This window comes from Rubritalea squalenifaciens DSM 18772 (assembly GCF_900141815.1).
Taxonomy (GTDB): domain Bacteria; phylum Verrucomicrobiota; class Verrucomicrobiia; order Verrucomicrobiales; family Akkermansiaceae; genus Rubritalea; species Rubritalea squalenifaciens.
The window spans coordinates 479,778-500,945 of record NZ_FQYR01000004.1; the positions used below are offsets into that span (position 1 = coordinate 479,778).

13 protein-coding genes are annotated in these 21,168 nt (G+C 50.4%); 5 read left to right on the forward strand and 8 right to left on the reverse strand.

What is annotated here, in order from left to right; translation table 11 throughout:
* Positions 1-33: 33 nt before the first annotated feature.
* The 6 genes from BUB27_RS12275 to BUB27_RS12300 all read right to left on the reverse strand — a co-directional run bounded on the left by BUB27_RS12275 (position 34) and on the right by BUB27_RS12300 (position 8,598).
* Positions 34-2,583 carry a DEAD/DEAH box helicase gene (locus BUB27_RS12275; protein WP_143184137.1) on the reverse strand — a complete coding sequence of 850 codons (2,550 nt, stop codon included), beginning with the start codon at positions 2,581-2,583 and terminating at the stop codon, positions 34-36.
* Between the two features lie 493 nt (positions 2,584-3,076).
* Positions 3,077-4,366: an ATP-dependent Clp protease ATP-binding subunit ClpX gene (clpX, locus tag BUB27_RS12280; RefSeq protein WP_143184138.1), complete on the reverse strand. Its 1,290-nt coding sequence runs from the start codon at positions 4,364-4,366 to the stop codon at positions 3,077-3,079.
* A 216-nt stretch (positions 4,367-4,582) separates the two neighbouring features.
* Positions 4,583-5,191 carry a hypothetical protein gene (locus BUB27_RS12285; protein WP_143184139.1) on the reverse strand — a complete coding sequence of 203 codons (609 nt, stop codon included), beginning with the start codon at positions 5,189-5,191 and terminating at the stop codon, positions 4,583-4,585.
* A gap of 134 nt (positions 5,192-5,325) precedes the next feature.
* Positions 5,326-5,985: an ATP-dependent Clp protease proteolytic subunit gene (locus tag BUB27_RS12290; protein ID WP_327289786.1), complete on the reverse strand. Its 660-nt coding sequence runs from the start codon at positions 5,983-5,985 to the stop codon at positions 5,326-5,328.
* Complete coding sequence (gene tig, locus BUB27_RS12295) at positions 5,978-7,309, reverse strand: trigger factor (protein ID WP_143184140.1); 1,332 nt, start codon at positions 7,307-7,309, stop codon at positions 5,978-5,980. Before tig ends, BUB27_RS12290 begins: the two co-directional genes overlap by 8 nt.
* 221 nt (positions 7,310-7,530) lie before the next feature.
* Positions 7,531-8,598: a substrate-binding domain-containing protein gene (locus tag BUB27_RS12300; RefSeq protein ID WP_143184141.1), complete on the reverse strand. Its 1,068-nt coding sequence runs from the start codon at positions 8,596-8,598 to the stop codon at positions 7,531-7,533.
* Positions 8,599-8,806: 208 nt separating this feature from the next.
* Here BUB27_RS12300 and BUB27_RS12305 point away from each other — a divergent pair, with 208 nt between their 5' ends.
* Entirely contained in the window at positions 8,807-9,727 is a 921-nt protein-coding gene (locus tag BUB27_RS12305) for an ROK family protein (RefSeq protein ID WP_159434945.1), read from the forward strand.
* A 102-nt stretch (positions 9,728-9,829) separates the two neighbouring features.
* Here BUB27_RS12305 and BUB27_RS12310 read toward each other — a convergent pair whose 3' ends face one another.
* Complete coding sequence (locus BUB27_RS12310) at positions 9,830-10,567, reverse strand: PEP-CTERM sorting domain-containing protein (protein ID WP_143184143.1); 738 nt, start codon at positions 10,565-10,567, stop codon at positions 9,830-9,832.
* Positions 10,568-10,929: 362 nt separating this feature from the next.
* On the opposite strand from BUB27_RS12310, the gene BUB27_RS12315 reads away from it, so the two are divergent.
* Positions 10,930-11,685, forward strand: a complete 756-nt coding sequence (locus BUB27_RS12315) for a PEP-CTERM sorting domain-containing protein (RefSeq protein ID WP_143184144.1) — start codon at positions 10,930-10,932, stop codon at positions 11,683-11,685.
* Positions 11,686-11,741: 56 nt separating this feature from the next.
* Here the strand turns inward: BUB27_RS12315 and BUB27_RS12320 are convergent, their stop codons facing one another.
* Positions 11,742-13,271 (reverse strand): tetratricopeptide repeat-containing sulfotransferase family protein, encoded by a 1,530-nt coding sequence (locus BUB27_RS12320; protein WP_143184145.1) that lies wholly within the window; start codon positions 13,269-13,271, stop codon positions 11,742-11,744.
* A gap of 189 nt (positions 13,272-13,460) precedes the next feature.
* On the opposite strand from BUB27_RS12320, the gene murG reads away from it, so the two are divergent.
* The 3 genes from murG (at position 13,461) to BUB27_RS12335 (ending at position 20,972) form a co-directional block, all read left to right on the forward strand.
* Positions 13,461-14,546: an undecaprenyldiphospho-muramoylpentapeptide beta-N-acetylglucosaminyltransferase gene (gene murG / locus BUB27_RS12325; RefSeq protein WP_159434946.1), complete on the forward strand. Its 1,086-nt coding sequence runs from the start codon at positions 13,461-13,463 to the stop codon at positions 14,544-14,546.
* Positions 14,543-16,843, forward strand: a complete 2,301-nt coding sequence (murC, locus tag BUB27_RS12330; RefSeq protein WP_200797119.1) for a UDP-N-acetylmuramate--L-alanine ligase — start codon at positions 14,543-14,545, stop codon at positions 16,841-16,843. Before murG ends, murC begins: the two co-directional genes overlap by 4 nt.
* Positions 16,844-17,213: 370 nt before the next feature.
* On the forward strand, positions 17,214-20,972 hold the full coding sequence (locus BUB27_RS12335) for a LamG-like jellyroll fold domain-containing protein (RefSeq protein WP_159434947.1): 3,759 nt from the start codon (positions 17,214-17,216) through the stop codon (positions 20,970-20,972).
* Positions 20,973-21,168: the final 196 nt, after the last annotated feature.

The following is a 21,168-nucleotide window of genomic DNA, read 5'->3' on the forward strand; positions in this document are numbered from 1 at the left end:
AAGGCTCCTCACTGAGAGGAGCCTTTTTTATGTTCATGAACTCATGACGGGGCCAATGCCTTCCAGCGTGAGGTGGAGTGTGCCTGTCTCATCGCTTCGCTTGAGGTCAAGCAGCAGGCTGAGCTGCCAGTCGTTTAGGTTATCCGGGTCAGTGATAGTCTGGGTGATTCTTTTGTGAGGTGAATCAGGCAGGTCGCAGACTTGGAGGTGTTTCTTGTTTCTGGCTTCAGGGTCCAGACGGATGTCGTGGTGCTCCTCGTAGTAATCGTCGAGTATCTGGTCAAAGCGTGCCGTAGTCCATGGAGCTCCCGTGGCGTCTATGGGCTGGATTCTCTCCAGTAGGCCCGTGAAATCCTCGTGATGGAGGCGCTTTACAAGTTCAAAGACTTGGTTGTGTAGCAATCGGGCGAAGGCTCTTTTGTCTCTCGTGATCGGGGCCTTGTCAGGAGTGGCTTGGTCCCGCATGGACTCAGGTACGTAATCGGGATTGCGTAGGGTTTCCCATTCGTCGAGCAGGGAGGAGTCAACATTGGTGAGGTGGTCTCGGAAATATTCTTCGGCCTCGATGACTTCCTCGGTTTTGAAGTTTGGCGGAACGGTCTGTGCAAGCACTTTGTAAACTTCTGATAAGTGGCGCAGGAGAATGGCTTCCGAGCGTTCCAGTTTGTAGGTCTTGATGTAATCCTCAAAGGACATGAAGTCCTCAAACATCTCTCTAGCGATGTTTTTGGGGCGAATATTTTCTGCTTCCAGCCAGGGATGCTTGGCTCGGAATGTGTTGAAGGTTTGGAAGATGAAGTCCTTGCCAGGCATGGGGTGGGTGACTTGTTCCAGTCGCTCCATGCGTTCGTTGTAGTCGACTCCGTCCTCTTTTAACTCTGAGATGAGTTCGCTCTTTCGCTTGTTGACTTGGGCTTTGAGGATAGCAGCTGGATGCTCCAGAATGGCTTCTACCAAGCTCAGCAGGTTGAGGACGTAGTCAGGAGCCTCTTGATCGAGTTGGGGAATGGCTTCCAGAAGCCAGAGGCCAAGTGCCTGATTCATGGTAAAGTCTTCCTGTAGGTCGACATGGTATTCCACCTTGGGGGTGTTTGGTTCTGCAGAGCGCTTGGATGGAGGGATGATCGTCAGCACTCCGCCCCGCACAAGGGCGATGAACATGGAGCGGGCACGCTTGCGGAGTTTGGCCTTGGAAGCCTCTGTCTCGTGACTGTCCTCGATAAGTTTCTTGAGAGCGGTACAGCCGTCTTCGTTGCGGCGGGATAGCGTATTGAGAAGTAGATTGTGGCGCAGGTTGAAGGAGGACTTGAGAGCCTCAGGCGGGGAGATGATGAGTTTCTGAAAGGTATCTTCCGTCCAGTTGACGAAGCCGTTTTCCGGAGGCTTCTTTTTGACGAATTTCTTTTTCTTGGCAGAAGCCGCCGCTTTGGCTTCGAGGCGGATGTTTTCAATGACGTGCTCAGGAGCTTGTGCGACGACATAACCGATGTCATCAAACCCACGGCGGCCGGCTCGACCTGCGATCTGCTTGAAGTCGCGGACGGTGAGAATTTTGGTGCCTGATCCATCGAACTTGCAAAGCTGGGTAAAGAGGACGGAGCGGATGGGGACATTGACGCCTACACCTAGGGTGTCCGTTCCACAGATCACCTTGAGTAGTCCCTTCTGTGTGAGCTTTTCCACCAGTACGCGATACTTGGGAAGAAGGCCTGCGTGGTGAATGCCGATACCGTGGCGCAGCAGTTTGGCGATTTCCTTCCCATAGGGGGATCGGAAGTTGGCTTCGGTGAGCGCTTTGGATATTTCTTGTTTCTCTTCTTTGCTGCAGAAATTATGAGACAGGAGGGATTGGGCTGATTCCGCACAGGCTCTTTGAGCGAAGTGGACCAGATAGACGGGGGCTTTTCCGTCTTCGACGAGTTCAGCCACTTTTTCCGTGAGTGGAATTTCCGAGTAGTCAAACTCCAGCGGCACAGGACGCTGGTCGGACTGGACAAGTACGGTCTCTGCTCCAGTCAAAGTGTTCAAAGTATCTGAGAATAATGCGGTGTCCCCAATCGTGGCAGACATCAGTAGGAAGCGAGACTGGGGCAAGGTAAGAAGCGGTACTTGCCAGGCGATGCCGCGCTCTGGGTCTGAGTAGTAATGAAACTCATCCATGATGACGTCATCAACCTTGGCGAGTGCGCCCTCGCGTAGAGCCATGTTAGAGAGGATTTCAGCGGTGCAGCATATGACTGGGGCTGTCGGGTTGACCGTGGCATCCCCAGTAATCATGCCTACATTGTCAGCTCCGAAGGCGCTACAGAGTGAGAGGAATTTCTCATTGGCCAAGGCTTTGATAGGTACTGTGTAGTAGGAGGTGCGCCCTAAACACAGTGCACGGTAATGCATGGCCAAAGCGACCATGGATTTTCCTGAGCCGGTGGGCGTATTAAGGATGACATTTGAACCATTGAAGAGTTCGAGAATGGCTTCTTCTTGGTGGTCGTATAGCTCGACTCCAGCTTCCACGACGGTTTCCAAGAAGGTATTGAGGATGTCGTCATTGTCGTAGTTGCCATCAGGTTTGCGGAGCTGCATGCGGGTAGTGGGAAGGAAAATGCTCCTGTGGGGAAGGGCTAAATGGAAAAATTAACGCTCATGGTAAGTTTGAGCTTTTCTGGGCGTGTTTGTGGTCAGAGATTCGAATGATACTGACGGATGTGATCATCACCAACTGTGGTAATTCGCCTCTCACCTGGTTTGATTGGCTCTATGTTTCCTTTAACTGGGGGGAGGCAGCTGCATGGTTAGGCTTGGCCCTATTCATCTGTGGGCGATTTCTCAGAGAGAGAAAGACAAGGCTTGAGCTGGTCTATGCTTTCTGCGTCGCTGCGTTTGGTCTCACGGATGCGTTAGAGGTTTACCAGCTGACTGTAGGCTTGCTACTGACCAAAGCGCTGGTCTTGCTGAGCATTCTAGTATGCAGGAATTGTGTTTCCCGGGCGTATGGAGAACACAAGATATTGCTCTAAAAGAAAAACCCCGCAGGTTGTACCCTGCGGGGTTTGGAGAATTGAATGAAGGGCCTTATTTAAGCTGCGTCAGCATTGCGCTTTTTACGGAGGATGGGATCCTTGTCGCCTTCCACGACCGAGCGGTTGATCGTCACGCTTTCAATATCCTTACGAGATGGGATGTCGTACATGATATCGAGCATCAGTTTCTCAAGGATGGAGCGAAGGGCGCGAGCACCAGTGCCACGTTCGATGGCTTCCTCGGCAAGGGCTGTGAGACCATCCTTGGTGATCTTCAGTTTCACCTCGTTCATGCCGAGAAGCTTCTGGTATTGCTTGACCATGGCGTTCTTTGGCTCGGTGAGGATCTTGACGAGTTCATCTTCGGTGAGCTTGCGCAGTGCGGAGAAGACTGGAAGTCGACCAATAAATTCTGGAATCAATCCGAAGTGGAGTAGGTCTTCCGGTTGTACACGATTGAGCAGATTCGGGTCTTCCTCATGTTTGCGGTCTTCTTCTGATACCTTGAAGCCGAGTGTGCGCTTGCCAAGACGGTCGCGAACGAGATCTTCCATGCCGACGAATGCGCCACCACAGATGAAGAGAATTTTTTCGGTGTTTACCTGAATGTACTCCTGCTGTGGGTGCTTGCGGCCACCTTGTGGTGGTACGTTGCAGATAGTACCTTCGAGGATCTTAAGCAGGGCTTGCTGGACACCTTCACCGGATACGTCACGTGTGATGGAGACGTTCTCGGTCTTGCGGCCGATTTTGTCGATTTCATCCACGTAGATGATACCACGCTCGGCGCGCTCCACATCGAAGTCGGCTGCCTGAAGGAGGCGAAGGATGATGTTTTCCACGTCTTCACCCACATAGCCAGCTTCGGTAAGAGTCGTAGCGTCTACAATGGTGAAAGGAACGTCCAGAACGCGTGCTAGCGTACGGGCGAGGAGGGTTTTGCCTGAGCCGGTAGGTCCAAGCATGAGAATGTTTGACTTCTCGATCTCTACGCCGTCGAGTTCTTCGTCATGCACGTGATCGTCCTGGCGGAGGCGCTGATAGTGGTTGTAGACAGCGACAGCGAGTGTCTTTTTGGCGTTTTCTTGGCCGATGATGTAGTCATCGAGCTTCTTGCAGATGTCTGCCGGGGTTAAGCTTTCAGTGGCTGGTCCTTCCGGGGCATCAATATCAGTCGGGGAATCTGCGTATTTCTTAACTCCATTAAGTTCCTTTTGAAGAATCGTGGAGCAAACTTCGATACATTCATCGCAAATGTATACGCCTGGTCCGGCTATGAGTTTGCGCACTTCGGAGTGACTTTTGCCACAGAAGGAGCACATAGTAAGGTTGGTAGATCGAGCCATGAGGTGAAAGTGTTAACGTATTGTGTATCGTTTGAAGATGATGCCTAAACAGCGATGCATCAAGGAGGATTTGTAGCATATTGTCTCCGCAAACTGTCATCGCTAGTGCAAGACGCTGATCCAGTGAGACTGTGCTAATGGCTGGAATCAGTCAAATACAGGACGGGGCGTATGCCGAAATTTGCCAATCCCGCGCCTCTTTCGGTCAAAAGCCAGTTAATCGCCATGGATAGTGTAGATGATGACATCTTGGGCCTTAGAGGATGGGTTGGTGACTTCCCGTTTGCTATCTAGTGATAAATCCATGCTGTCAAACAGCGTTCGGACGAGTGGGAAGTCTTTCGGGGAGCGCATCAGAAAGCCTTTGAAATTTTGGTGGAGTTTTTCGATGTAATGCAGGGGGACGTAATTGTCCTTTGGAATGACTTCATCGTATTCAGCTATCTTGATTGGGCGGTTACCTGGGATGGCGAACAAGTTGACGCGTGAAGCGTTTAAAGACGGCTGGCTACAATATTTCACTCTCCGAGTCATTCTGATGATATCGGCGTGCTTGTCTCTCAGCTTTGGGTGCCAAAGTTTGTGGCTCAGGTCCGCGCGGTAATAAACCAATGAATAGTCGTATGCTTCTGATAGTGGCTTTTGAGAGTAATGGGAGAGTTTGATGCGGATAGCTGCTGTGTGATTTAGATCCACAGCTTTGGTTCTCGTGGAGCTGAAGGTTCCAAGTTCGGAGCCAAAGTAAAGGAGGCGAAATGCTGAGCACGTAGAGCTGTAGACATCACCTAAAGGAAGGTCGTAGAAATATTGGTGGGAGGAATTCATCTTGGGGGGATGATAAGTTCTCAACTATTATTTCCATGACTTGGAGTTGTGTAAATATAATATTGGATAGCTGATGCAAAAAAAGGCAACGGATGGAGTATCCGTTGCCTTTAGTAAATCGGTCGATACGTGGATTACTTGTCGTCTTCAGTAGGTACTTCGCTACGGTTCTCGAGGACCTTGTCGACGAGGCCGTATTCGGTAGCTTCTGCTGCAGACATGTAGTTGTCGCGGTCGGCGTCTTTCTCGATCTGCTTGGCAGTCTTGCCGGTGTGTTTGGCGAGGATCTCGTTGAGACGAGACTTAAGGCCGTACATGAACTTCACGGTGCGCTCCACATCGGAAGCTGTGCCCTGAGCACCACCAGAGACCTGGTGGATCATGACGTGTGAGTTCGGCAGGCAGAAACGCTTCCCTTTGGTTCCAGCAGTAAGAAGAACGGCGCCCATGGAGGCGGCGATACCGATGCAGTAGGTGTTCACATCACATGTGAGGAACTGCATGGTGTCGTACATCGCCAGACCCGCAGTCACAGAGCCGCCAGGTGAGTTGATGTAGACGTGGATGTCCTTCTTGGGATCCTGCATCTGAAGGAAGAGCATCTGGGCGATGACGGCGTTAGCCACGTTGTCATCGATGGCGGTGCCGATGAAGATGATTCTGTCCTTCAGCAAGCGTGAATAGATGTCGTATCCACGCTCACCTCTACCGTCCTGTTCGATGACAGTCGGAATAGGGTAGTAGTTCCCTTGTGGGACCATTGGGTTGATTTCGTTAGAAATGGAATTATGCATCTGCAGTTTCAGTTTCTTTTTCGGTTGTACCACTAACCTTTGCGTTATCTACGAGGAAGTCAATGGTCTTACCGATAAGAACAGAATTTCTTACATTCTGGATGGCGTTCGCCTTCTGAAGTTCTTTGATGTATTTCTTCACTGGCTTTTGCGCCTGCTGGGCAAGCTGATGGATGCGCTGAAGTACGTCTTGGTCCTCAACCTTGATCTCTTCTTTGAAGGCGATCTCCTGAAGGATGAAGTTGGTCTTGAGGTTGGTACGTGCCTGCTTCTCAGCAGCTTCCATGATTTCGTCCTGCTGCTCGTTGATCTGCTCTTCAGTCATTCCCTGCTGGAATCCACGCTGAGCCATCTGGTTGGCATTGCCTTGTGTTTCGGCCTGAACGAGTTCTTCTGGAAGTTCGAATTCAACAGCTTCGTTGAGGAATTCTACGATCTGGTTCACCTTGGCATCAGCTGCATTGCGCTTCTTCTCTTGCTCAAGTTGCTGAGTGATGACTTCCTTGAGTTCTTCAAGGCCTTTCTCTGGGATCAGTTTGCCTGCGAACTCGTCGTTGAGCTCTGGAAGCTCCTGCTCCTTAACGCCAGTGACGGTAACGTCGAAGGTAACTTCTGCACCACGGAGTTCAGTGATTGGGAACTCATCGTTGAGGGTGATGGTGATATCCTTCTTGTCGTCCTGCTTAAGACCTACAAGCTGGAGAGGGAAACCGGTCAGGAAGGAGTCTTCCTCAACCTTGACCCAGTGACCTTCACGGCCTTCGAGGAAGCCTGCTGGCTTGCCGATGGCTTCAGCGACAGGCTTGCCGTCTGTGGTGGCGGAGAAATTGATGATGGCGAAATCGCCTTCAGCTACTTCACGCTCGACGTCTTTGAAATCTGCGAAACGTGCGCGGAGGTCTTCGAGGGACTTGTCGATGTCCTCGTCTGTGACTTCTTCGCTCTGGCCTTCGATCTCGATACCTTTGTATTCTGGAAGTTCGAATTCAGGAGCGAGGATCACAGATGTGCTGAATGTGAGAGTGCCGTCTTCTTTGAAGTCGATGTCCTGAGGATTCTTTACACTGAGGACCTTGAGGTCTTCGCTCTTGATGGCTTCCTGGCAACCTTCGTTGACGAGGCGGGAAGTGAGCTCCTCTGTGATTTCAGTAGCGTAGCGCTTCTCGACGATGCTCACAGGTGCTTTACCTGGGCGGAAACCTTTAATCTTAGCTTGGTTGGAGTAAGCTTTAACGATGGACTCACGCTCGGAGGCCACTTTGTCTGCTGGCACCTCAACATTCACTGTTGCGGAGCATGTGTTCTTTTCTACTGTGATATTCATGACGAAAATGTTCTGATTGCCTGCCAGTCTGTCACTTGGCGGATTGATTTGGGCGAAGCGGGACGCTAGGTGAGAATTCAGGGAAGGTCAACGGGGTTTTTAGCCCACTTGACAGCGAATTTCAGCTACAGAGCAGCGAAACAGGCCTTTGTGGAGACTTTTTCAAGCGGTTTCTAGAAATAGGAGAGATCTGAGTAGCTTGGTGTGTGGTTTTAAGTGTCTTATGGGCAGTGGGATATGGTTTTCCCTGTGACGAGGTCAGGCATGAGTATATGGGTCTCTGAGCCACTCGCTTTGACGTTGAGGATCATTTGCGTCAATTCCTTCATGAGCCTGTTTCCAGTAGTATAGTGAGTTGGTTCCGGCCAGAAACTTGAGAAAACCTCGTGCGAATTCAGGCAAATCAAGGAGACATCCTGTGGGACTCTGATTCCTGCTCCTACGAGATAAGTCATCGTGGTAATGAAGTGATGAGTGTTGATGCAGATGATGGCCGTGGGAGGGTTTGCCGATGTATAGGAGGCGTTGAGCTTATGGACTAGATTTTCTGCGCTGAAGTTATGTCTGAATACGCATGGTGCCTCTATATCTGCATGACCGCTGTTATTCAGTGCTTCAAGCATACCAGCGTAGGCCAAGCTATCTCCAGCGAGTTTTGAGCGGAAACGAATAAAGCCAATCTTACGGTGCCCTTTGGCCAGTAGTAGTCCTGTGGCGTGGCGGCAGGCGGCTCGATAGTCGATATCGAGACTTGGCAGAGAAACTTCAGGAAAGCGGGAACCCAGAATAATGGATGGGAGCTGGTTTTTGGAAAACCAATGCTGGATGGTCTCCGGGCATTGATAGAGAACCCATAGCGCGAGAGGGAAGTTTTCTGTCAGGCTTTTAATGGTTTTTTCTGTGGCGCTATCTTTATTTGTTAGGGAAGGGGAAAGGATGTGTACTTGGTATTGGGATTTTGACAAGAATCCTCTGAGGTGTGCGGCTTGCTCTAGCAGATTCTTGTTAGATCCAAGTTCGGGTTTTGGTGTTAGCAGGACTACCTGGTTCAGTCTTTTCTTGGTCTTTGAGGTGATAAGAATTCGTCTACGCTTTGATCTCTCTGGTGCTGAGATGACGCCCTTTGATGTTAGGATGGCTAGCGCCTGGCGGAGGCATGTCCGGCTGATGACTAGTTCCTCGGCGAGAAATCGTTCACTCGGTAGCATTCCATTCCATTCTCGCATAGAGATAGCTTGTTCAATCAGGCTAGCGGCTTGTGTAGCTTTGCTTGTAGGAAGTTTTCTCATGAGAACCAGAAGAGTAGATATGGCACATAACAAGGCTTAAGTAAAGCTGTGGAAATGCGCGAAAAGATAGCTGTCAGCACTTTTTTTTTCTGTGTGATCTAGGTGAGCTGTGGTGTGTGGTAAGGGGCGGGTGTGAGGATGTTTATTTAGTTGAATATTCTTGCTTAACTTACTTGCAGAAAGTTGGTTGTCTAAGTACAAAATGTCCATGTCAGAAAGAGCTTCTCAAGAGAGTAGAAAGCCGCTGCTAGCAGCGATTGAGGCGGGTGGGACTAAGTTTGTATGTGCGGTTGGTTATGACCCCTTTGAGCCCTTGCGTGAACATCGTTTTCCAACGCGTGACCCTGAGACCACGATGGCTGAAGCTGCTGAATTTTTTAAGCAAGCCATTGCGGATTTTGGTGAGATATCTTCCATGGCTGTTGGAGCTTTCGGGCCTGTGGATGTTAGACCGGACTCGGAAGGCTACGGATCCATTTTGACGACACCTAAGCCAGGATGGAAGGGAACCAATTTGATCAAAGAGCTTCGCTCCCGGATTGGTGATAGTTTTACAGTGCATGTAGATACGGATGTGAATGCTGCAGCTGTAGGAGAGGCGCTCTATGGGGCTGCCCGTGGTAAGCGTCATGTTGCTTATATCACCGTGGGAACTGGAGTTGGTGGCGGAGTACTCTATGACGGTAAACCTTTGTTAGGTATCCTACATCCAGAGATTGGTCATATGTCGGTGCCGGATTTAGAAGGATCAGGTAGTGGTTCTATCAGTGTATGTCCATTCCATGAATGCTGTCTGGAGGGGAAGGCGTCAGGTCCGGCGATTCAATCCAGATGGGGGACTCCTGGTTACGAACTCCCTGATCACCATGAAGCATGGAATCTGGAGGCAGCTTATTTGGCGCATGCCGCAGTGAATCTGACGGCGACTTGGGCTCCAGAAATCATTGTATTCGGTGGTGGCGTGTTGCAAAAACCTGGTTTACTCGAGAAAATCAGGGAGAAGTTTTCAGAGCTGGCTGGGGGATACTGGGAGTTGCCAGATTTAGAGGAATACATCCAGATGGCGGAGCTAGACCAAAAGGCTGGTATCGTGGGCACGCTGACGCTAGCCAGTCGTATGACTTCCTAGATGGTACTTATCTCGAAAGTAAAAGAGGTACAGGAGCATTAAGCCGCCCTGTACCTCTCCACTCAGTACCTCTGAATACTGTACACACTGATGAAAGAATATTTAGCGGCGGCGTCTGAGAAGAACCACGCAGCCAGCAAGACCCAGAAGTGCAGTGCTGGAGGGTTCTGGAACCGATGAAGTGATGAGGTAGCTGTCAGCTAAGCCGTCAAAGCGGTTTCCTGGTGTGGTGTTGTAAGCGTGTGCTATGAATCGATCATTTGCGGTACCGATGGTATCTGTCAGGATAGTGCTGCTAGTCTGAGCGATTTGGTTTCCGTCCACAAAGGTGGTCACGTTGTTGTTGTCTATGACTAGGCTGATGGTGTGGTAGCCTGCGGCGTCCAGTAGGCTAGTGGTCTCGTGCGCGGCTACGATCTGGTTGCCACTAGCGTCACGAAACAGGAATTGAACATCGTTGGTGGAGGTGAGGCGAATCCAGAATTCACTGTTATCGGATGTGAGCGAGTTGATCTGTCCAAAGAGACCGCGAGTCTGGGTGCCGTCTGGGTCGACAGTCGCAGTGAAGGTATAGCTGTGAGTGGACAGGTCCATGCTCAAGCCAATGCCAGATGCGAAGTTAATGTAGCCGTCGTTTGCGATGGTGTCGACGGTTCCTGAGGAGACGGAGCTGGTGCCGCCGTCCCAAGTGCCGTTAGGGCCAGTGCCATTGTTGGTGATGGTGGCTCCAGTGGTAATGCTACCATCAGCTAGGTCGTCGAAGTCGATATCGAGATAGGTGGTGGCGGCGTTTGCTACACCTAAGCTTCCCAAGAGAGAAATAAGAGCGAGTGTTTTCATGTTTTGAGGTTGTTTATCTGTTGTCACGGGATTGATCTAATCCGTACATTATGTATCGCTTTGTCTCATTTGTGTGCAATGGGAGGCTAGTGGTCTATTTTCATACCAGATTATCTGTTGTTCTTTGATAATCTGATCTTTGTTGTGGGTGGCCAATACGCCAAAAGGGTGGGAGAAGTTGGCAGCGGTACTCACAACTTTGCTAAGAAGGGTATTCATAGGTTTTAGATTATGAGTTGGCCCGGGGTGATTTCTGTTTTCTTAGAAAGAGATGGACATTGTGTTAGTAATGAGATAGTTGTGAAATGTTATGTGGCGTTTTTTGTCATATGGCCTCATATCAATGATACTATTGCGATATTATGAAATATACGAAAACCCCTAACATATGCACTATCGCGGCCCTCTCTGCGGCACTCAGCGCATCGGCCAGTGCCACTTCGATAGCATTATTTGATTTTGCTAGTAACCAAGGTACTGCGACCGCACAGATGTTTATCGATACTGGTGCAACCTTGGTGGAAAATACGGACACTGTCACCTTGGTGAGTAGTGCGACCCTGGGTGGAGCAACGGATAATACGCCGTTTGCTTTGGGAAGTGGGATCAGTCTAGCGATTGATAGCACTAATCAGGCATTCACCTATGGTAATAGTACCTGGAACAACAACGCCAATGTGTCCTTGATGGGAGATGCATGGTTGTTTAACGGTCTGGGCGAGAGTGGATTTAAGACAATCACTCTATCTGGTCTCAGTTCGGCTCTCAGTGCTAATACTACCTACCGGATTTATTTATATGGTAGTTACTCTACTCCTGAATTCACAAAATTTGGCAACCTGACCTATGATGGTGTGAATTACGGTACCAAAGATAGTGTTCAGATAGAAGGGTCGGGAGCCGGTATTACGAATGCCGAAGAAATGGCTGTCTCATTTGACATTTCAACGGATGGAGTTGTTGAAGATGAGCTGGTCTTCACGGTGGGTAAGGCGACTGGGGCTACTGGTAATGCGGCCGGGATCATGGCCATCGGTATCGTCGAGGTGCCTGAGCCTTCCAGTGTCTCATTGATTGGGCTAGCTGGAATAGGCTTTGTTCTAAGACGTCGCAGATAACTGTAAGGAAAAGACCTTTTTTTGAACGGGGCTTGGTGAATACCAAGCCCTTTTTGTTACCACTCGTACTGCAGTTGCTGCATGATTGGAGCCAAACGCTCTTGGGTCTCAGCATCAAAGAGCTTGGCGTAGGCTGGATCGCGCCACCGCCCGATACGCTTGCCGTGAACCGGCTGAGCGACTTCTGAATAGCTGGGAGAGCTCACAAACTTTTGAATCGATGGTGAAAACTGAGAATCGGGCGTTCCTGGCATGTCGAGCCATTGATAGACTCGGGAGAGTTCCTCGGCAGGGTTTGCGGTAAGAGACTCGTAGCGGCATTCCAGCCATGAGTCAGCAGGCAGATTGTCCCTAAGTTGAATCCATGCCTGCATGGTATCACAGTATCTCTGGATCAATGTTTCCCATTGGATGAATGAAATACTTTCAGGGTTCAGTGGGAGATACTGGAAGAAAGTGCTTAGCAGCGTATCTCTGGGGTCACGAAGCATCACGAGGAATTTGGCCTCTGGAAAAATTCTCGCGAGTGATGAGCAGATGACGGTGTTTGAGGGGTTCTTGTCTAAGAGCCAGTGCTGGTCTATACTTGCATTCAGATACTCTTCCATGCCTGAGCAATACCGCTGTCTCAGGAACTGCACTGCTAGTTCACTCTCCTCGTCATTTCTGAGATAACTTTTCAAAGTTCCCGTTGCAATGGGGTGAATATAGAGACCAAATAAATCAAGTTCTTCGGCATCCTTGATGTCGCCGCTTTGGGTGAGAAGTTTTTCAAGCAGGGTGGTGCCTGATCTGGCAAAACCTATTTGGAATATGATCTTCTTCTGTTCTGAGCTTGGGATTTGGTCTCTCAGTTCTTTATAGAAGCCCTTGGGTACTTCATTTCCTAGTTTCAGGGCTTGCTGGGTGGAGGTTTCGCCGCGTCCCAACAGAGGTGAGCTGCTATCAATTCTGAGAGAATGAGCTTCTTGAATGAGTTGAAGGGCCTTTGTGGGATTATTCGGCTCAAGCAGTCTGGCTAGCTCATGCAGGGCGCGGCAGCGCAGTCCTTGTGTGAGATTGGGGAGGCTGAGAAGTGATTCGTAGAGTTTGATTGCTTCTTCTTGCTGAGAAGTTTGGGCTAATAAGCGAGCATGGAAAATCTGGAGTAGATGTGAGTCCGGCTGGATGGAGAGCGCTTTGTGGATTCTCTTCAGAGCTACTTCCGGACGGCCCGAGCGCTCGAGGAGTTGGGCTGCTTCAACCAGGGCGTCTACCGAGTCGGGTATGACTTGGATGGCTTTATTGAAATACTCGAGGGCTTTGTCGGGTCTGCGAATTTCGCGGTAGACTTGCCCCATCATGAGATTGAGCACAGGAATTTTTTTCGCGTGCGGGCGAAGCTTGTTCAGAGTCCGCTCGGCATCCTTGATTTGATAGCTTGATCCTAAGGCCCTGGCTGCATCCAGTATCGCAGAGATATTGTTCTTTTGCTCTTTGTGAGCGGTGCGAAACAAAGCCAGTGATTCGTCACGGCGTCCGAGATTCCACAATTCACGTGCTTCTGGTAAGGGTGACAAGTTGGGGTCAAAGCTAAGTTTAGCCATATTGAGAGGCTAGGTATCGGTGTCGGGAAATCAAGATGATTCATAAGCTGGCAGTGAGGGAGAGCGACGGCTTGGTCATTGAGGCGGTGGGCTAGGAGTATGAGAATGTTGCAAGACACGGGAATGCTGTTTTCTCCGCATTTTCGGCTTGCCTATGCTGGGTGGTCGGAGATGGTCGGGGGAGAGAAAATGGAGAATCAAAAGAAGGTCATCGTAGCATGTGGAGGAACAGGGGGGCACTTGTTCCCGGGGGTAGCCGTAGCGCAGGAACTCAAGCAGCGTGGTCACGAAGTGAAGCTTTTGATCTCGGAGAAGAAGGTGGATGCTGAGGCTTCCAAAAAGTACGGTGACCTGGACTTTGCCACGGTACCCGCGATCGCCAAGCCAGCGACCTTGTCGCTGAAGATGATTCCCTTTCTCTGGAAATTTTGGAAAACCAAGGCCAAATGCACACAGATCCTCAAGGACTTTGGCGTTGATGCTGTGATTGGTATGGGGGGCTTTACATCGATGCCTCCTGTGATCGCTGGCAAGAAACTTGGCGCGAAGACTTATGTACACGACTCGAATGCACTTCCTGGTAAAGCTAACCGGATGACCGCGCGTTGGTGCGATGCTGTGCTACTTGGTTTGGAAGCAGCCAAAGAGTATTTTGGCGGTAGCAAGGTTGAGATTACCGGCACACCAGTACGTGAGGAACTCCAAAATATCCCGAGCAGGGAGGAAGCTGCCAAAAAGCTAGACTTGGATCCAGCCAAGAAGACCGTGCTCGTGATGGGCGGGAGTCAGGGGGCTAAAAATCTCAACAGTCTGGTTGTCGAGGCCAGCAAGGCAATGCCTGATATTCAGTTCATTCAGATTACCGGTAATCTGGATCATGATCGTGTGAAGGATGAGCTTGGGGATACAGGCGGTAGGCACAAACTGATTGCCTTCTGTGATGACATGGCCAGCGTCTATGCGGTGACAGATGTCGTGGTGATGCGCTCCGGAGCGTCCAGTTTGAGCGAGATTTCTTACTTGGGCTTGGCATCTATTCTGGTGCCATATCCGTATGCGGCTGATGATCATCAGACCAAGAATGCTGAGGTGTTTGAAAAGGCCGAGGCTGCTTTGCTCAGGCAGGAAAGAGAACTGGATGCTGGGATGCTGGTGGCTGATCTGAGCTCCATTCTATTGGAGACAGAGAAGTTGGTGAATATGAGTGCCGCATCTGCCGCCTTGGGCGTTAAGGATGCAGCCAAGAGAGTTTGTAATGTGATTGAGAAGGGATGATTGAGGAGCTGAGTAAGAAATTGGTGAACCGGAATGAACCGGTGAAGGTGCATTTGATCGGCGTGGCTGGTTCAGGAATGAGCGGCCTCGCTTTGCTTTTGTTAGGTATGGGGCATCAGGTCAGCGGTTGTGACCGTGTCACGACTCGTGAAACTGAGCGCATGCAGGGATTAGGACTTAAATTCTACAGTCCGCATACGGCAGAGAGCATTGTGGATGTGGACTTGGTGGTCTACTCCTCCGCCATTAAGGAGGATAATGTTGCTCTGGCGGCAGCGCGTGCACGTGGAGTCCAGGCTATTCGCAGGGCGGAGTGTCTGGCTGCTATCTTGGGGACCAAAGATGGAGTTGTGATTTCCGGTACTCACGGGAAGACAACCACGTCTGCGATGAGCGCGCATCTGTTGAGACGTGGAGCTGTTAATCCATCTCACTACGTAGGTGCGGAGATTCCTGTACTGGGCTCCAATGCTCATTGGGATGAAGAAGGGGACCTCATGGTGGCTGAAGGTGACGAGAGTGACGGTACGCTGGCTTTGTATACACCCAAGCATTCCGTGGTACTCAATGTGGAGGAAGAGCATCTCGATTTCTACTCAGGTATTGATCACATCAAGCAGGTCTTTACCAAGTTGCTCGATCAAACGCGCGGTAGCGTCATTTACTGTAAGGAGTGCCCGGTAGCTACCGAACTCTGTGCCCCACGAGAAAACAGTATTTCCTATGGATGGAGTGATGCTGATTTCGTGGCTGACAATCTCAAGGAGCAGGGTGGTGTCGTCGCTTTTGACGTGGTTAGAAGTGGTAAATTGCTCGGGCGCGTGGAGCTGGGAGTGCCCGGCAGGCACAATGCGCTCAATGCACTGGCTGCACTGGCCGTTGCCGAGGTGAGTGGGGTGGCCTTTGCTGATGCTGCAAGAGCGTTGTCCACCTTTGCAGGAGCCAGACGAAGGTTTGAGACCAAGTATCTCAGCAAGAAATGGCGTGTGGTGGACGACTACGGTCATCACCCGACCGAACTGGCTGCGACCTTGCAGACGGCTCGCTCGCTCAACCCTAAGCGTGTCGTGGTGCTATTCCAGCCTCACCGCTACAGCCGCACGCAAAAGCTGGCCAAGGAGTTTGGTCAGGTGCTGCAGGCCGCGGATCGCGTCTTTGTCACGGATGTTTATCCTGCCAGTGAAGCTCCTATTGAAGGGGTGACTGGGCAGACGATTGTGGATTCGGTGCTCGAGCAAGGAGACACCAGAGCCGAGTGTGTAGGAGGGGTAGCAACAGCCCACCATGTGGTCGGAAACTGCCTCAAAGAAGGTGATCTCTTGATCACTTTGGGAGCAGGGAATGTGCATGAAGCTGGCACGAAAATTTCCCGAGACTTGGCTGTGCTAGAGGAATTGATGCGCGAGTCCGAGGATGAAACCTTACAGACCGCACTGTATGAACCGATGAAGAAGCATACCACGATGCTGGTAGGCGGACCTGCTCAGTTCTGGGTACAGCCGAGTACGCATCAGGGATTTGCGAATGCGGTCAATTTCTGCCGCCAGCGCGGTGTTCCTGTGCGTGTAGTGGGCAGGGGGTCCAATCTGTTGGTTAGAGAGGGCGGTATTCGCGGTGTGGTGATTCACCCATCGCGCGGAGTCTTCGGTGACGTCGTCGTAGAAGGAAATCGAGTGACAGCAGGTGCTGGTGTTCGTTTCAAAAAAGTGGCCAGTGTCGCTCAAAAGCACGGGCTGACAGGTTTTGAATGGATGGAAGGAATTCCCGGCAATGTAGGTGGCGGACTGCGTATGAATGCGGGGGCCATGGGAACAGAAACCTTCGATCAGGTGGTTGATGTTACCTTCCTTGATGAGGATGGTGAGATCCGTACGCGCACCCGTTCTGAAATCGAGTCTTTCTATCGCAATGTTCCTGAACTTCGCAGGAACTTCGCGCTCTGTGCCACCTTTGAGGGCAAACCGGCCGACGCTGATGTGATCAATGGCAAGATGCAGGAGTCTAGCCATAAGCGCCGCACTACCCAACCATTAGCTGCCAGTGCAGGCTGCATTTTCAAGAACCCTGAGCTGATGCCAGCAGGCATGCTCGTAGACACTCTTGGATTTAAGAATGAGAGTGTTGGTAAAGCTCGAGTCTCTCTAGAGCATGGCAATTTCATCGTCAACGATGGTAAAGCTACCGCCGACGAAGTCCTTGGCTTGATCGAAAAAATTCGCAAGAAAGCCAGAGAGGAAAAAGCGGTCGAGCTGGAAACTGAGGTGCAGATTATCGGTGAAGATGATTACCTCTTCTAGATGTTAGTAATCTACAAGCTGCTAGCATTCTAAGGTGATTCACTAAGCTGTTAGGAGGTTTTTCTCCTAGCAGCTTTATTGTTTAGCTGATGAGTCCACGGTTAGAGTGAGTTGGTTTTTTTGTTATTATGACAATTTATTTTGCGATACGTCTATTGTGTGAATAGGGGGTGTTGAGCTAGCGTTGTGATCCTCTGATGCAGAACACACTCTAATAACATGCATAAAGGGGATTCGGGATGCTCCTTTGGAGCCTTTGGTTTCATTGCCCGAACCTGTGTAGTTAGGGGGTGTTTGACTTTGGAGAACTCACACCATGGACCTCGTGAAAAATAGAGGTGTCCATGCAACTCATAACATAAACCCTGAGATGAAAATAAAACACACACATTTGGTGGAGCCATTAGCTGCATTGGCAATGTGCTCCATGACTACAGGATTGTCTGCTGCTGACCCCTTTGAGGTCGTTATCATTCCGGATAGTCAGCATTATTCGCATTTTATGGATGATGGTGGGCCGGATTTGTTTACCCATCAGACTTCCTGGATTCGCGATAATGTGACTAACAGTAACATCGCATTCGTGACTCATGTGGGAGACGTGATTCATGATAATACCGGACTCTGGCCATATGCCAGTCAGGCCATGTCTCCTCTGGATGGAGCTGTTCCCTACAGCGTTACCTTCGGTAACCATGACAATGGTGAGCCCGGTCCATTTGCATCGAGCCGCTATCAATCGTACCCATGGTACATAGGTGCGAGTAGTGATAATCTGGCTCATGCCCAGACCTTCACGGCAGGAGGGATTACCTTTCTGCATATCAATGTACCACACGATGCGAACAATGCGCAGCTGACCTGGGCTCAGAGCATCATCACGGCTAATCCAGGTAAGCCGACCATCATCACAACCCATGGCTATATGGCGGATAATACCTTTGGCCGTGCTACACGTGGTGAGAACATCTGGACGACTTTGGTGGAGCCTAATACGCAGGTGTTTATGACCTGTAATGGGCATGACTGGGTATCTCGTCACGAAGTGGATACTACGAATGACGGTAGAAAAATCCTCCAGATTCAGAGTAACTGGCAGCAAGTCATCAACGGTGGTAATGGCTTGTTACAGCGGGTTGTATTCGACCCAGATAATAGCAAGATCACGGTGAAGACCTATTCGCCTTTCTTGGATTTATATCATACCGACTATTCGGGTGAGTTCAGTTACTCAGCCACAATGAGCAGTTCTGCGGTGGTGATTGGCAATGAACTGGGTGCGCCCAAGCGTACCTGGGATGATGGCGCCAAGAAAAACGACAACTGGCAAGACGCCGCAAACTGGGATGGTACTGCACCGTCTGCCGGGGATAGACTATTCTTTGGAGCGACTGGGAGTGGAAGCTCAGTGAATGACTTTACTGCGGGAACCGCATTCTCAGGAATCGTCTTCAATCCCGGGACTTTCTCTAACGGCTACACGCTTTCAGGAAATAAGGTCAACCTTACTGGGGACATCGTCAATATGGGAACCTATGGCTCCGGAGCAGGTTCCGGTCCAAAGATTAACTTTCCGATTGAGCTGATCGGTGACCGCCAGTTTAACACGGGTGACTGGGATATGACCGTGAATGGTGTAATCAGTGGCACTGGGTCACTGACTAAAACGCACGGACGAGATTACTTTCGCGGGTCTTACGATGGCGGAGTCAACATTGGTGACCTGTATCTGACTCAGGTGAATACCTACACAGGTGACACCAGAGTGAGTGGCGGAGCGCTGATTCTGGACAACAATAGTTCGAATAACCTCATGCCCTCATCGCCCAATATCACATTGGATTTGAATGCGGTATTGAGAGTCGTTGACCTGCAGAATGGTACCTTTAACTTGGTCTCAGGCCAGACCCTTAGAGGGTCAGGAAAGGTCTCCGGTCATACCACGGCATCCAGTGGATCTACCCTGGCTCCGGGAAATGGTACTCAAACTGGACGCCTGAATCTATTTGGTGATTTGGCAATGAGTTCAGGTTCTTCATTGGATCTCGAGCTGGCAGGCAAGGATGATGGTAGTTATGATCAAACCTCGATTCAGGGAACGGTGAATCTGGGGAGCGCTACCTTGAACCTCACCAGTCTTGCAGGCTATACACCAGCGATCGGTGATCAGTTGATCATTTTACAGAACGATGGAGTGGATGCGATTAGTGGAACCTTTACGAGTGGCAGTGGCTCCGACCTCACTCTGGGGACCGCGCTGGGTGAAGGTGTAGCAGTCAGCACCAATTTCCTGGGTAGTGGATACACCGCGCGTATCAGCTATGCGGGAGGCGATGGGAATGATGTGAGCATCGTTGTGCTTCCGCCTCCTGGAGCTCCAGTCTTTATCACTGATCCTATCGTGAAGACAGGAGCTGAACCTGGCACGGCCTTTGTTGCCTCTATTGCTGGCAGCTCTCTGGACGGTGACGGTGATACTCTAACCTACAGTAAGGTGAGTGGACCGTCTTGGTTGACTGTTTCTTCCAATGGCGATCTTTCGGGCACGCCTGGCGCTGGCGATGCTGGGACAAGCGTGCAGTTTACGGTACAAGTTTCCGATGGCAATGGAGGGAGTGATACGGCATTACTTCAGGTCGATGTTTTGCCTCTGGTTGGTCTTTGGAAGTTTGATGATCCGGCTGATTTAGCTAAAGCCAGTATCGGTCAGGACTTAGTGCTCACAGGAACAGATCAAGCTGTCGCAGGCTTTGATGCTGGTGATGGCGCCGCGAGAATTGGTGTGGGCAGTCATTATGCTCTTGCCAATACCATTGGAGCCAATGGTGGTGGTAGCTATACCAATGAATATACCTTGGTCTTTGATGTCAGCTATCCGGCCAGTAGCGAAAATAGCTGGATGAGTTTCTTCCAAACAGCACCTAACAATGGAAATGATGCGGACTGCTTTGTTCGCGGTTCTCAGGGAACGATTGGTGTTTCAGGCACTGGCTATAGTAGCTGGGTATTGCCTAAAGAGACCTGGGCTCGAATTTTTGTCAGTGTTGATAACGGTTCCTTCTATCGAATCTATGCCAATGGAAGTCAGATCCTTAATGGATCAATCCAGAGTGTGGATGGAACCTATGCGCTGGAGTCGACGCTTCTTCTGTTCGCAGATAACAATGGTGAAGATAACGCGATGGATGTGACCTCGGTGCGTCTGTTTGATCGTGCTTTGACTGCTGCTGAGTGTGCGGCTCTGGGTGGAGTGCCTAGTTCAACCAGCTCTTCGGACTCGGATGGTGACGGCCTCGATGATAGCTGGGAAATTACTCATTTCGGTAGTCTTGCTGTCTCTGATGGAACTGGGGATGCGGATAGTGATGGATTGGCAGATCTGGAGGAGTTTACCCTAGGGACTAATCCGAATGCAGCCGATAGTGATGGTGACGGCTACGGCGACGCACTAGAAGTGGCTGTAGGAACAGATCCACAGGATAACCAAGACCAGCCGGCTGCTGCTTATGCGGGACTTGTTGGTTGGTGGAAGTTCGATGATGCTCAGGATCTCACCAAGGCGGCACTGGGTCAGGACTTGGGATTAGTGGGTAGTCACCAGACGGCCACTGGTTATGGTCCCGGTGATGGGGCCGCTCGTATCGGAGTGGGTAGTCACTATCAAATGACGCATGGCATCGGAGCCAATGGTGGAGGTAGTTATACCAATGAGTACACCTTGGTTCTGGATATTCGTTATCCAGCTAGCAGTGCCAATACTTGGATGAGTCTGTTCCAGACTGCTTCCAGTAATGCTAACGATGGGGACTGCTTCATCAGGAACTCAAATGGCACCATCGGCCTCTCCGCTACAGGTTATAGTAGTTGGTCGCTGGCGTCTGATACCTGGGTGAGGCTCGTCGTTTCCGTGGACAATGGTTCTTCCTACAAGATCTATGCTGATGGAACTCAGATTCTCAATGGATCTACCCAGACGGTAGACGGTAGATTTTCACTGGAATCTGTGCTGCTCCTGTTTGCAGATAACAACGGTGAAGACAACCCGATTGATGTGACCTCGGTCAGAATTTATGATCGGGCGCTAAATGCCACAGAGGCTGCTAATCTCGGTGATGTAGAAGGCTTCTAAAGAGCTTCTATAAACACATCATACTTACCCGCTGGATGGATCTCATTCAGCGGGTTTTTGCTGTTTTGACAGTAAAGTTTGCATTCCAGCCATTGTTTCCGGAATATCCTAGGTGCTAGCATTCTTAGCCTTTGAGCAGATACTTTCTATCTGAGGATAGAAGCTTACTTTATATAGAGCAGACAAACCAATGAAT

Coding starts and splice junctions, on each gene's coding strand:
- BUB27_RS12275 (WP_143184137.1), bottom strand. CDS start 2,583: ATGCAGCTCCGCAAACCTGATGGCAACTACGACAATGACGACATCCTC.
- clpX (WP_143184138.1), bottom strand. CDS start 4,366: ATGGCTCGATCTACCAACCTTACTATGTGCTCCTTCTGTGGCAAAAGT.
- BUB27_RS12285 (WP_143184139.1), bottom strand. CDS start 5,191: ATGAATTCCTCCCACCAATATTTCTACGACCTTCCTTTAGGTGATGTC.
- BUB27_RS12290 (WP_327289786.1), bottom strand. CDS start 5,985: ATGCATAATTCCATTTCTAACGAAATCAACCCAATGGTCCCACAAGGG.
- tig (WP_143184140.1), bottom strand. CDS start 7,309: ATGAATATCACAGTAGAAAAGAACACATGCTCCGCAACAGTGAATGTT.
- BUB27_RS12300 (WP_143184141.1), bottom strand. CDS start 8,598: ATGAGAAAACTTCCTACAAGCAAAGCTACACAAGCCGCTAGCCTGATT.
- BUB27_RS12305 (WP_159434945.1), top strand. CDS start 8,807: ATGTCAGAAAGAGCTTCTCAAGAGAGTAGAAAGCCGCTGCTAGCAGCG.
- BUB27_RS12310 (WP_143184143.1), bottom strand. CDS start 10,567: ATGAAAACACTCGCTCTTATTTCTCTCTTGGGAAGCTTAGGTGTAGCA.
- BUB27_RS12315 (WP_143184144.1), top strand. CDS start 10,930: ATGAAATATACGAAAACCCCTAACATATGCACTATCGCGGCCCTCTCT.
- BUB27_RS12320 (WP_143184145.1), bottom strand. CDS start 13,271: ATGGCTAAACTTAGCTTTGACCCCAACTTGTCACCCTTACCAGAAGCA.
- murG (WP_159434946.1), top strand. CDS start 13,461: ATGGAGAATCAAAAGAAGGTCATCGTAGCATGTGGAGGAACAGGGGGG.
- murC (WP_200797119.1), top strand. CDS start 14,543: ATGATTGAGGAGCTGAGTAAGAAATTGGTGAACCGGAATGAACCGGTG.
- BUB27_RS12335 (WP_159434947.1), top strand. CDS start 17,214: ATGAAAATAAAACACACACATTTGGTGGAGCCATTAGCTGCATTGGCA.